At 71.5% G+C, this 11,947-nt stretch carries 11 protein-coding genes and 1 pseudogene; 4 read left to right on the forward strand and 8 right to left on the reverse strand.

The window, feature by feature from the left end; all coding sequences use genetic code 11:
* Positions 1–114 precede the first annotated feature (114 nt).
* Positions 115–2,610, forward strand: a pseudogene (locus ACFYOH_RS43580) (Helicase associated domain protein); the annotation flags it as partial.
* A 179-nt stretch (positions 2,611–2,789) separates the two neighbouring features.
* On the opposite strand, the gene ACFYOH_RS43585 reads toward ACFYOH_RS43580, so the two are convergent.
* The 6 genes from ACFYOH_RS43585 to ACFYOH_RS43610 form a co-directional block, all read right to left on the reverse strand.
* A complete protein-coding gene (locus ACFYOH_RS43585) occupies positions 2,790–2,975 on the reverse strand; it encodes a hypothetical protein (protein WP_388637613.1) in 186 nt (61 codons plus the stop codon).
* 416 nt (positions 2,976–3,391) lie between these two features.
* Complete coding sequence (locus ACFYOH_RS43590; RefSeq protein WP_388637616.1) at positions 3,392–3,628, reverse strand: hypothetical protein; 237 nt, start codon at positions 3,626–3,628, stop codon at positions 3,392–3,394.
* Positions 3,629–3,742: 114 nt separating this feature from the next.
* On the reverse strand, positions 3,743–4,576 hold the full coding sequence (locus ACFYOH_RS43595; RefSeq protein ID WP_388637619.1) for a hypothetical protein: 834 nt from the start codon (positions 4,574–4,576) through the stop codon (positions 3,743–3,745).
* Positions 4,557–5,465 carry an aldo/keto reductase gene (locus ACFYOH_RS43600; protein ID WP_388637622.1) on the reverse strand — a complete coding sequence of 303 codons (909 nt, stop codon included), beginning with the start codon at positions 5,463–5,465 and terminating at the stop codon, positions 4,557–4,559. The genes ACFYOH_RS43595 and ACFYOH_RS43600 overlap by 20 nt, the downstream gene beginning before the upstream one ends.
* A complete protein-coding gene (locus ACFYOH_RS43605) occupies positions 5,462–6,634 on the reverse strand; it encodes a JmjC domain-containing protein (protein WP_388637624.1) in 1,173 nt (390 codons plus the stop codon). The genes ACFYOH_RS43600 and ACFYOH_RS43605 overlap by 4 nt, the downstream gene beginning before the upstream one ends.
* A 19-nt stretch (positions 6,635–6,653) precedes the next feature.
* Complete coding sequence (locus tag ACFYOH_RS43610) at positions 6,654–6,797, reverse strand: hypothetical protein (RefSeq protein ID WP_388637627.1); 144 nt, start codon at positions 6,795–6,797, stop codon at positions 6,654–6,656.
* Positions 6,798–6,962: 165 nt separating this feature from the next.
* Here ACFYOH_RS43610 and ACFYOH_RS43615 point away from each other — a divergent pair, with 165 nt between their 5' ends.
* Together ACFYOH_RS43615 and ACFYOH_RS43620 are read left to right on the forward strand one after the other, a co-directional pair.
* Positions 6,963–8,291, forward strand: a complete 1,329-nt coding sequence (locus tag ACFYOH_RS43615; protein WP_388637630.1) for a hypothetical protein — start codon at positions 6,963–6,965, stop codon at positions 8,289–8,291.
* Between the two features lie 352 nt (positions 8,292–8,643).
* Entirely contained in the window at positions 8,644–9,078 is a 435-nt protein-coding gene (locus ACFYOH_RS43620; protein ID WP_388637633.1) for a hypothetical protein, read from the forward strand.
* Positions 9,079–9,132: 54 nt separating this feature from the next.
* Here the strand turns inward: ACFYOH_RS43620 and ACFYOH_RS43625 are convergent, their stop codons facing one another.
* The gene (locus tag ACFYOH_RS43625; RefSeq protein WP_388637636.1) at positions 9,133–9,984 is read right to left on the reverse strand and encodes a replication-relaxation family protein; all 852 of its coding nucleotides are present in this window, start codon (positions 9,982–9,984) and stop codon (positions 9,133–9,135) included.
* A 328-nt stretch (positions 9,985–10,312) separates the two neighbouring features.
* The gene (locus ACFYOH_RS43630) at positions 10,313–10,780 is read right to left on the reverse strand and encodes a hypothetical protein (RefSeq protein WP_388637638.1); all 468 of its coding nucleotides are present in this window, start codon (positions 10,778–10,780) and stop codon (positions 10,313–10,315) included.
* Between the two features lie 388 nt (positions 10,781–11,168).
* Here ACFYOH_RS43630 and ACFYOH_RS43635 point away from each other — a divergent pair, with 388 nt between their 5' ends.
* Positions 11,169–11,564, forward strand: a complete 396-nt coding sequence (locus ACFYOH_RS43635) for a hypothetical protein (protein WP_388637641.1) — start codon at positions 11,169–11,171, stop codon at positions 11,562–11,564.
* Positions 11,565–11,947: the final 383 nt, after the last annotated feature.

Raw genomic sequence — 11,947 nt, forward strand, 5'->3', positions numbered from 1 at the left:
GGTTCATCGCCCGCGAGGTCTACAAGCACCTCACCCATCCCCACCCCATACCGAAACCGTTCACACAGAGCGCTTGACGGTCTATAGGAGCTTCACCAACCCGGCACATCGCAGCTGGAGTCGTTCGCGGACGGCCGGATCCTCGTGACCGTGCCCACCCTGGACCTGCTCGCGCAGACCGCCCAGGCGTGGCGTCTGGTGGGCCACCGGGCCCCGATGGTGGCGGTGTGCTCGCTGGAGAACGACCCGGTGCTGAAGGAGCTGGGCGTGCGGACCACCACCAACCCGATCCAGCTCGCCCTGTGGGCGGGGTCCGGGCCGGTGGTCGTGTTCGCCACGTACGCCTCCCTGGTGGACCGCGAGGACATCGACGCACCCGAGGGCCAGCGGAAGGTTCGCGGGCCGCTGGAGGCCGCTCTGGCGGGCGGAGACCGGCTGTACGGCCAGCGCATGGCAGGCTTCGACCTCGCGATCGTCGATGAGGCTCACGGAACCGCTGGTGATCTTGGGCGGCCGTGGGCGGCGATCCACGACAACGCCCGCATCCCGGCGGACTTCCGGCTCTACCTGACCGCGACGCCGCGCATCCTCGCCGCGGCCCGCCCGCAGAAGGGCGCGGAGGGCCAGGAGGCGGAGATCGCGTCGATGGCCGATGACCCGGAGGGCACGTACGGCGCGTGGCTCGCAGAGCTTGGCCTGAGCGAGGCGATCGAGCGCGAGATCCTCGCCGGGTTCGAGATCGACGTCCTGGAGATCCGCGACCCCTCCCCCGTCCTCGGGGAGTCCGAGGAAGCCCGGCGCGGCCGGCGCCTGGCGCTCCTGCAGACCGCGCTCCTGGAGCACGCCGCCGCGTACAACCTCCGCACGGTCATGACGTTCCACCAGAAGGTCGAGGAAGCCGCCGCGTTCGCTGAGAAGCTGCCGGAGACCGCTGCCGAGCTGTACCTCAACGACGCCACCGACGACGACTTGGCCGCCGCCGACAAGCTGCCGAAGTCCTCCATCGACGCGGAGTTCTACGAACTCGAGGCCGGCCGCCACGTCCCGCCGGACCGCGTCTGGTCGGCGTGGCTGTGCGGCGACCACCTCGTGACCGAGCGGCGCGAGGTCATCAGGCAGTTCGCCAACGGCATCGACGCCGCCGGGCGCCGGGTGCACCGCGCCTTCCTCGCCAGCGTTCGCGTTCTCGGGGAGGGCGTGGACATCACCGGCGAACGGGGAGTCGAGGCCGTCTGCTTCGCGGACACCCGCGGCTCCCAGGTGGAGATCGTGCAGAACATCGGCCGCGCGCTCCGGCTCAACAAGGACGGCAGCACGAAGGTGGCCAGGATCATCGTGCCGGTGTTCCTGGAGCCCGGCGAGGACCCGACCGACATGGTCGCCAGTGCCAGCTTCCGCCCCCTTGTAGCGGTCCTTCAGGGCCTGCGTTCGCATGACGAACGTCTGGTCGAGCAGCTCGCCTCCCGCGCCCTCACCAGCGGCAAGCGCAAGTTCCACGTCCGGCGTGACGAGGACGAGCGGATCGTCGGGACCGGCGGCGAGGGCGACGGCGAGGACCAGGAGGACGACACCCAGGCCGCCGCCGAAGCGGCGCTGCTCCACTTCTCCAGCCCGCGCGACGCGGCGACGATCGCGGCGTTCCTGCGCACCCGGGTCTACCGCCCGGAGTCGCTGGTGTGGCTGGAGGGCTACCAGGCCCTCATCCGCTGGCGGGCAGAGAACGAGATCACCGGCGTCTACGCCGTGCCCTATGACGTTGAGGTCGAAGTCGGGGCGACGAAGGCGTTTCCCCTTGGCCGATGGGTCCACCAGCAGCGGAAGGCGCTGCGGGCCGGGGAGCTGGAGGAGCGGCGTAAGACGCTGCTGGACGCGCCGGAGGCCGGGATGGTCTGGGAGCCGGGCGAGGAAGCGTGGGAGGCCAAGCTCGCCGCGCTGCGGTCGTACCGGCGGGCCACCGGGCATCTCGCGCCGCGTCAGGACGCGGTGTGGGGCGAGGGCGAGGCGATGGTGCCGGTCGGGCAGCACATGGCCAACCTCCGGCGGAAGGGCGCGAAGAACGGCCTGGGCAAGGACCCGGAGCGGGCCGCCGTGCGCGCGGCGCAGCTGACGGAGATCGACCCGGACTGGGACTGCCCATGGCCGCTGGACTGGCAGCGGCACTACCGCGTCCTGGCGGACCTGGTCGACGCCGACGGCCAACTGCCCGACATCGCACCCGGCGTGCTGATGGACGGCGACGACATCGGCAAGTGGCTCCAGCAGCAGAAGCAGCCGGGCACCTGGACGCGGCTCCTGCCCGAGCAGCAGGAGCGGCTGACCGTGTTGGGCGTCAAGCCGCTTGAGGCGCCGTCTCCCGCCCCGGCCGCCAAGGGTGCGACGAAGGGCCAGGGAAAGGCGCAGCAGGCGTTCCAGCGGGGCCTGGCGGCCCTCGCTCAGTGGGTGGAACGGGAAGGCGCCCACCGGCCTGTACCCCGGAAGGCGGTGGAGACCTTGCCCGACGGGACCGAAACCAAGCTCGGCATCTGGTACAGCAACACCAAGGCCCGGCGAGACAAGCTCAGCGCGGAGCAGCTGGACGTGCTGCGGAAGCTGGGCGTCGACTGGGCATGACGGTCCGGCGCTGAGCCGGAGTGTGCGAGACCCCGGGGCCGGGATGGTCCCGGGGTCTCGTGCGTGAGGCCGCTGCAACACGGTGGTGCAACAGCGGTCCCGGACGGGCATCTGATCCCGTCACCGCAGGTCAGGCGTGCAACGCGGCTCGGGCGTTGCAGCCGGTTTCCGGGGGCCGGCTACCGACGGCGCGGGATGGTGACCCGGGCCTCCGCCAGGGCGATGCCGGTCGCCGGGTCGCGGTGCACCGGGACGTACAGGCCCCAGTCGGCGTCACCGGCCGTGAGCCAACCTCCGGCCCACGGGGCATTGGTGGTCGTGAGTACACGACCGGCGAGCGGGCCACCCAGGAGTCGGACGATCACAGCGGTACCTCCATCCGGCGGGACTCTCCCGCCTCACCCCTTGGTGGGGCTCGGCACCGGAAGGACAGCACCGGGGCGCCGGCGACTTCCGTCCCGGCCTCCGCCGCCGGGCTGACGGCGGCGAGGCGCGGCGGCCCCGGCCGACGCGCAACCGGCTGAGCGCGCCCCGATCCCCGGCCGCGGCCGCGCCGCCCATCCCGCCCGTCCCTTCCTCCTTCACACCAGCCAAGGGACATGGGCAGAGCGGCCGCAACGGGGATGTCAGCGGGCCGACCGCGGCAAAACCGCGTGGTGACCTGCACGGACACGGGGACGGTCCTGCGGGCCGCGCAACATCTAGCGCAACCCTTGGCGCAACATCCAGCGCAACAGATAGGCGCAACCCTTGGCGCAACCTCGTGCTCCTGGGCGACCGGTCACGCGGCCCGGACGGCTCCGTGGGCGCGGGCAAGGTGGCGCAGCTCGGAGCGTGCCGCCGGCACCGAGGGGACGGTCTCCCAGTAGGGGTGCCACCACAGCCGTACGGACAGGAGCAGCAGGCGGCGGCGCAGGGCGGTGGTGTCGCGGGGGCGGTGTGCGGCGAGTGCGTTGTAGGTGGCGTTCCAGGCGGCTTGCGTCTGCACCAGGTCGTCGGGGAAGTCGGCCACGTCCATACCGGCATTAGATCGCTTGTTCGAATTGCGTGTCACTTCGGACACGCCACTCGGGCCGTGGTCGGGGGTCGCACACGGCGTGGTCGGCCTCATGGTCGGGGCGACCACGCGGGCTCAGCGGCGGCGGAGTTCCTCAGCCCAGTTCCAAAGCGGTCCTTCGAGGACCAGGTTGTCTCCGCGGGCCACGGTCTGGAGCAGCTGGGCGCACACGGTCGCTTCGGCGGCGAGGCCGGCCGGACTGCCCAGTACGGGGAAGGCGGCACGGACGCGGGCGGCAGTGTCCGGCTGGAGCATCGAGTAGGCGTAGAGAGTGGCGGCGTCGAACCCCTCTGGGGCCATGCCCCATCCTTCCCAGTCCAGCAGGCGCAGCGGTTCGGTGAGGTTTGCCCAGTGCACATCCGCGTGGGCTGTGGTCCAGCAGGAGACGGCCGGGGCCGGGATGCCGACGAACTCGGGGATGGCCCGCTCCATGTACTGCTGCCGTACGGCGACGCGGCCGGTGTCGACGGCCGCGACTTTCGCCAGCGTCCCGGCGAGGTCGTTCCACCAGGAGTCCGGCAGCTGGGCCTCGTGCTGGAGGATCGGGTCGTCGGACAGGACCGGGTCGTCGACGCGGACCGACAGCTCCGCCCGGTAGGCGATGCCGTCGTCGACGGCATCGTGGACGGCCAGGAGGGCGGGCCGGTGGCCGTCGATGTCGCCGAAGGCGTGCTGGGCATCGAGGGCGCCGTCCCACAACTTCCCCGCGGCCTTGTCCTCCGGCGCGGACACCAGGCGCAGCCAGGCGGGCACGCCCGTAGCGGTGCGGGCGGGGGCACCCAGGGTGCGCCCGGCCCAACCCCAGAACTCCGCGCCCGGCTCCACTTGGACGTCGAGGGCCTTCGCGGTGTGCGCGTGGTGGGCGCGCATGCGCTGTTCGGTGTCCGGGTCAGGGGGAGGCGAGTACACCGGTGATCTCCCGCAACTTGGCGGCGGTCAGGGAGGGTTGGGCGACGGCGTCGGCCGCCTCCTTCCAGTGTGGCGCACCGGAGGCGGCGAGAAGGACGTTTGTCACTCCTGGGCATGACGCGACGGCGAGGACGCACGCCTGTGCGGGGGTCAGGCCCGGCCGGATGAGGTCGGCGAGCTCCTGGTCGACCATGGCGGGGAGCTCCCCGCCGTGCAGCGGGGCCGACGCCATCACCCGCAGGCCCGCGTCCGCGGCGGCCGGGAGCGGGCCCCGGCCGTGAAGGGCCTGCACGATCGGCGTCATCATCACCAGGCTGAGCGGCAGCTGGACGGCGGCCAGGTGGTGCTGTCCGCCGGCGGCTTCGGCGGCCAGGGCGAGCAGCTCCCCCACCGTGAACGCCTCCTCTGCCAGGCCCGCCCACGTGGCGACGCCGTACCCCGCCACGTGCCCGGACGTCACGGCTTCCTCCAGGACGGCGAAGGCATCGCGGATCGCGCGGTGCAGGGCGGGGCGGTCGCCGGGGTGGGCGCGCTCGGGGTTGTGCAGCAGGACCAGGTCCAGGCGGTCGCGCCCGAGCTGCTCGCGGTTGCGGCCGGTCTGCCAGCGCACGTAGTCGGGGGCGAGGCTGTGCCCGGCGGCGGCCTGGCCCGTGGTGAGGACTCCGGCGTTGACGGCGTCGGTGCCGGTGGCCGCGGTGAAGTACCCCGTCTTGGTGGAGACGTTCAGCAACGGGTGGGCGGCCAGGGCCGGGGCCAGGAGGGTCTGTGCGCGGCCGGTGGCGTAGTTGGGGGCGGTGTCGACCCATTGCGCGCCGGAGGCGGCCGCGCGGACGGCCGCCTCCGGGATCGCCTGGCACCGGTAGGTGCCGAGGGCGAGTTGTGCGGTCACAGCAGGCTCCCTACCGTCGCGGCCTGCCCGGCAACGAGCTCCTGGACCAGGGCGGCGACGTCCTCCAGGGCGAGGCCGGCCGTGTCGGCGAGGGTGGCCAGGTCCATGGTCCGGCCGTCGGCCAGCGGGCGCAGCACCGCTTCCGCCTCGGGCGCGAACTCGTACACGGTGCCGGCGACGGACAGCGTCACCGTGTCCTCGCCGACGTCCAGTACCGCGCGGGCGGTCGTCAGCCTCACGCGCAGACCGCCGTCGACGGGGATGGTGTCGATGTACGGCAGGCTCGGCGCCATCCGGCCCACGGACTGCCCGTCCATCGCCGCCCGGTAGCGGGCGACCAGCCCGGGGTCGTCCAGCAGTTCGGCGAGCCGCTTGCGTATCCCGTCCACGGCGTCGGCCTGGGCGTCGGGCGCGGCGAGCAGCGGCAGGTCGCGCCGCCAGTCCTCGTGCGTGAGCAGTTGCTCGGACACCCACGCCATCAGGTCGGTCGCGGTGTGGGTCTGCAGTCCGCAGGTGACGTGCAGGGAGCGGGTGCCCTGGTCGGCGGAGACGGCGTGCCACACGCCGCGCGGCACGTACAGGACGTCGCCCGGCCACAGGACCAGGTCGGCGACCGGCGCGGTGGGCGCCTCGCCGGGATCTTCGATGTCGCGGTACAGCGGGTAGGGGCGGGTGGTGCCGTAGATCCGCCAGCGCTTCGCGCCGTCCAGCTGGACGATGACCGTGTCGTGGTCGTCCCAGTGGACACCGAAGCCCTCGGTGGCGCTCCAGGAGGCGTAGAGGTTCGCCTGGACGCGGGTGTGCAGGTCGCGCTCAATCGCTTCGCAGAGGCGGGCGATCGGTGGGTGGAGTTCGTCGACGCTGTCCAGGGCGAGGGAGGCGCCCTCCTTCAGGCGGGCGTGAAGTTCGGCCGGGTGGAGGCGGTGCCACACGGTGTGCCGGCGGGTGGCGACCGGTGTGGTGTAGCCGCCGACCAGCAGCGTCTCGCCGTCGCGGGACAGCCTCATGCGCGGCGGCTCCAGCCGGTGGCTGCCGAGGATGTTGTTGAGGTCGTCCCAGGTCATCAGTCCGGCGACGTCGAGGGCGCTGGGTACGTGACGGTGTTCGCGGTGCAGTGCCTGGGCGAGGAAGTCCTCGCCCAGGCACGCCGCGATGGACGGGTACGTCATCGCGTGGGGCTCCCGATCGTCAGTCGTTGCCGTCGCTGCGGCCGGTGCCGCCGCCGTCCGAGGGGATGGCGTTGCGGCCCCGGGCGGCGACGATCAGCCGACGGGAGCGGACCAGGCCGCCCGTCGACGGCGCGGCGGGCGGGGGCGTGGCGGGACTCTGCATGAGGACCCTCCTCCTGATCGGGCGGCCGGCCCTGGATAGCTGCGGCCGCGGACACCGTCAGTACAGCCGCGAACCACGAGGGCGATAACCCCGTGATGGGGCCCCCACGGTGGGTATGGTCGTTGGGCTGACGCACTGTCATTCCACGAGAGTTCTGGGGGACTTGTGGACGACTTACCGCCGTCACCCGCCCAAGTGCCGCGCCGCCTGCTGACCGACCCGGCGTTCGTCCGTGCCCTGCGCGAGCGGGACTTCACCACCGTGTTCGCCATGACCCATGACGCGGGGATCTCCTTCAACCGGATCGCCGAAGCGTGCGCGCTCAAAGCCGAGCGGGTAAGCCAGATCACCCGGGGCACCACAGCTGTCACCGCCCTCACGACTGTCGAGCGAATCGCCGGCGGACTGCGCATTCCTGGTGCCCTACTGGGGCTTGCTGCGCAACCCTGGGAGGACACCGCCGTCCTCAGCACGGAGCCCGACCATGGAGAAGATCCGATGAAGCGCCGCAACCTGCTGCGCGGCGCGCTGGCCGCCGGCCTCACCGCTCCGGCCCTCGCCGCGCTCACCGCCGCCCGGACCGACGTCGACCAGACCCTCTCCCCCGACACTCCCCAGGACCTGGCCGACCTCGAGGCCGCAGCCGAGAGCTACGGGTACGGCTACCACGGACAGGTACCCACCCGCGTCCTGGCCGACCTGGTCACCGACTTCACGACCCTGCGCCCGCTGCTCACCGTCCCGCAGCCCGCACCGGTCCGGGCCCGGCTGTGCCGGACGGCCGGGCAGATGGCCGGGATGACCGCGATCGTCTTACACGACCTGGGCAGCCGCAGGGAGTCCCGTGCCTGGTTCGCCACCGCCGCCCGGGCCGCCGCCGAATCCGGCGACCCCCAGCTGCACGCGTGGGTTCTCGCCCGCGAGGCGATGGTGCCGCTCAACTACGGTGCCCCGAAGGCGGCAGCCGGTCTCGCCGAACAGGCCCGCCGCATCGCTGGCATCCGGCCGACGGCCGCCGCGGTGCTGGCGGCCGCTGTCGCCGCCCGTGCCTTCGCCCTCAACCATCAGCCCGAGCAGGCCCGCCAGGCGCTTGCCGACGCCGACGCCCTCATGGAACGGCTCCCCGAGGGCGAGCGGTCGGACACGTGGCTGACGTACGGCGAGCAGAAGCACCACGTCCACCTCAGCCACGCCTTCACCACCCTCGCAGACACCCGCCGCGCGAACGAGAGCCAGCAGCGCGCCCTGGAGCTGTCCGCGCCGACCAGCACCATGACCCGCACCCTGCTGAACATCGACGCCGCCGCCTGCTCCCATCACGACGGCGACACCGAGCAAGCATGCCGCCGCACCGTCGCCGCCCTGACAGCACTGCCCGCGGACTACCGCACCGGCCTGGTCCACCGCCGCGCCCTGGACCTGTACGAGGCGATCCCCGCACAGCACCACCGCGAACGCGTCGTCCGGGAACTACGCGACGTCGTAGTCGGCTGACAACGACCACTTCCACAGCAGGCGGGCCAGGCCGGTCCCGCCGCCGGATGGGCTGGGCGGGTGAATGACGGGCCCGTGGCGCACCCGGGCTGCCGGGCAGCCGGTTGTGGGTTCAGCGGACCGATCCGGCCCGTGCACGGGGTCACGTCTGCGAGGCACAACATGGGACGTCACAAGCAGCACAAGCCGCGCCGCTCACGGAGCGAGAGCGGCCAGCCGAATCACCTCCTCCCCTGCCGAGATCGACGGCGCTCCGGCTGCGTGGCCGCTGCGTCTGCGCAACGACGATGACGGCCGAGGACTGAAGGAGGTGGCCGCGGCGCTCACTGCCGGGCGGGGACACGTCTTCGGCGTGACCGAGGGGCCCGGCTACAGAACCGTCCTGGCGTTCCTTCCCGACCACCCCGAGAAAGGCGTCGGCACGCTGGCCCGGGTCCGCACCAGCGAAGGCCCAGACGGCGACGGCGTGTTCGAGCGGTCTGCGGAACGGCCGATGGGACTGTGGGCGGAGGCCGGGGAGAACCTCCGCCGGATCGTCCCGCTGCTCGGCCCCGACGCGCCGCCGGCGGATGAGCCCGAGGACTGCCAGCTGTGCCCCGGCTGCTACCGCCCCGTCTACGAGAGCTCCACCTCGCACACCCTCATCGGTGCCGGTCCGATGCCGGTGTTCGGGCTGTGCAGGCTGTGCGCCGAAGGCAGCACGCTGCGCTCGCTGCGCCAGGCCGACGTGCCCATCGACCCGCAGCAGCGCGCTGTCCTCGAGACCGTGGCCGCCGCCCTCGTGTAGCCGTGCCCCGAGCAGGCCCCTCACGCGAAGGGCTTGCCCGGCGTCGCACGCGGCTCAGCGGCCTACGGGTTCGGGGTAGCGCCAGCGGCGCCGGTCCGGGTCGTCGACGCCGATCTCGTACCAGGGCTCGCCTCGCTGGAGCCGGGGCAGGGTGTTCACCCACACCGCGACGGCGATGCCCTTCACGTCGTCGGCGAGCGCCTGGAGGCGGTTGTCGAGCAGGTGCTCCTCCTTGCCCGCCAGCACGACGTGCAGCCGCGGGAAGGTCTGGGAGCGGGTGTAGCGGTGGCGCTGCCAGAACGGGAACGTGTTGCCGATCGTGCCACGGGCGCCTTCCCAGACGCGGTGTCCGGCGTAGCGCTCGTAGTCCCAGACCTCCTTGGCGAGCCGGGCCTGGGACATGGTGCCGTTGTCGAGCTCGAAGAGGTGCACCTCGCTGGTCTTGGTCGGCAGCGCGAGGACAGCGTCGGTGTTGAAGCTGAGGCCGGTCTCCTTGATGGCGTGGTTGACCTCCACCTGCCAGTCGGTCAGGTGCTTGCGGCCGCCGTAGGCGAGGATCATGTCCGTCACCGCGACGCCGTGCGGACCGAACCCGGCCTTCACCGCCTTCGCTCCGGTGCCGGCCTTCGGTCGGGGAGGCAGCTCGTTGCCGTCGGCCAGAGCCTTCTGTCCCGCCGGGGTCAGGTTCCAGATCGGGTGCTTGCCCGCCTTGCCGTTCGTCTCCGCCAGCCCGAGCTCCGCCAGTTCCTTCATCGCCCTGCGCACGTACGACCGGCCGTCCCGATCCTCCTCCGTGATCACCTGAGGCATCTGCCGCACCGTGGCTATCCGCACGCACCCCAGCATCCGCAGCGCATCGGCCCGCACCTTCCCGGCCGTGGGAGTGGACTTCTTCCCCTTCGCCAACGTCTCAGGGGAAGGGAGAGAGGTGTCAGCGTGCCGGGAGGTCCCGTGGCGGGCGGTGTGAGCTGCGGTGATGGGTACGACGTTGGATTCGTTCTCGGCACCGTTCACGGCACTGAATTCCGGGCCACCCGGAGGGCGTTCAGCACCCCTTGTCCAGGTCGGGCGCGGCTCCGGCTCGGGCTGCCGGGCGCTGCTGGTGTACGTCATGACGAAGCTCCTCACGCAGGTGGCGCGGGACTCCGGACAGAATCCCGCCGTCATCTGGTAGAGGTGTGGCGAAAGTCGACGGTGTGACGCTTCACTGAGTGCCGTTACCGAGCCGTGATCGTCAAGCGCGGGCGGCGCAGAGCTCGGAGACGATCGTGAACGAGGTCGTCACCATCGGCACCGCCATGGCCGGTGGCATCACCGCGTGCGTGGTCTGGCCGTGCGCCATGCCGTTGCGGATCTGCCGCCCATAGTCGAGGTACTCCGCCTGTCGGGCCGTCAGGATCCCGTCGGCGGCGCCCTGCTTGATGAGCTGGTGCAGCGGCTTCTTGCCCGCGTCCGCAATCCGGTCGCGCAGCACGATCTCCACCGCGATCAGGGAGTGCATGACCGCCACGGTGGAGAACTCGTAGCAGTAGTACGACTGGCGCAGCAGCTCGCGGGCCGTCCGCAGGACGGTCGCCGCCGCCTCGGGAACACCATCGGGCACGACCAGGTCCTCAACAAGGTCGTGCATGTCGGCGTAGCTGCCGACGAAGAGGTGGGCGCGTTCGTCCGGGACCGGGAACGGAAGCCGCTGCGTGGTCATCCCCGCAGTCTCCCAGCGGCACGCCCCGGACGGCAGCGGCTTTTCCCGGGCCGTCGCGCAGCGTGCCGGGACGGAGATTTCTCCCCTGCCGGAATGGGCGGAATGTCGCAGGTAGCGGAACTGGACAAGGGGCAACGCAGGCACCGGCCAGGCGAGCCCGCTCACCGTCGGTGCGCGGACTCTATCCACAGGCACCCGCCCTGAAGATCGCTTCTGAGGCCGCCACGATCGGCGCGGCGCCCCATCCGTGAGGAGCCATGGCTCTGTTCACGAGAACGGGTTCTGGTCCAACTTCTGTGGCGAGGTGACGGTGAGTGTTGTCGGCCGCATGTGATTAGCTGCGCGGACAGTCCTGCAGCCGTCACCTTTGAGGGGACAGGAGGTCACCTTGACGACGCCCACCTTTCCGGAACAGCTGCTTCAGCCGGAGCTGACGGCGTTGGCGGCATTCATCCGGGCCCGGGTCGCCGAACTGCCGGAGAACCCGCACGGCCGGCTTGAGCAGCACGTCGCAGGGTCTTGGGAAGCGCGGGAGCGGACCGTTGCTGAGGCGCTGGTCGGTGGGATCCCGCAGCGTATGGCCTGCTGGCGGGCGCTGAACGAGGTCGCGCGGATCTGGTTCGAGCACCCTGAACACCCGGACAGTGCACGGCTGGAGGACCTCAGAGCCCGGGACCCGGAGGCAGCCCGGCGCGAGGTAGACGACGTTCGGCAGTGGGTGAGCCACCAGCGCGACCACATCGACACCGCAGGCGGCGAGTCTGGTCCGTTGCTGTCGGCGTGAGGAATCAGCCAGCCGCTGAGGGAAATGGGGCCAGCCTCAGGACGCGAGAAGGACTCGTTTCCTCAGGAGCGCGAAGCCGGCGCGTCCATACATTTGGCGCTTGATCATTTTGATCCGGTTGACGTGGCCTTCGACAACGCCCGCAGCCCGCGTCACCTTGTCGGACGACGACAGCGGCGTCGTCCTGGAGGCATGGCCCGACCAGCGGTAGCCCGCACCACTTGACACGGCGCGGGTTGACGCGAGCCTGCCGGGGTGGGAGTAGATCGTGCAGGAGGGCCGATGTGATGGTGGCCAGCCGGTATTGGCCATCCAGCCGCAGCCCTTTGGCGGTCGTCACCGCGATGTGCGCGTCGATGATCCTCAGTCGGGTCCCGTTGATC

The sequence above is a fragment of the Streptomyces sp. NPDC007856 genome (assembly GCF_042868225.1).
In the GTDB taxonomy this organism is placed as follows: domain Bacteria; phylum Actinomycetota; class Actinomycetes; order Streptomycetales; family Streptomycetaceae; genus Streptomyces.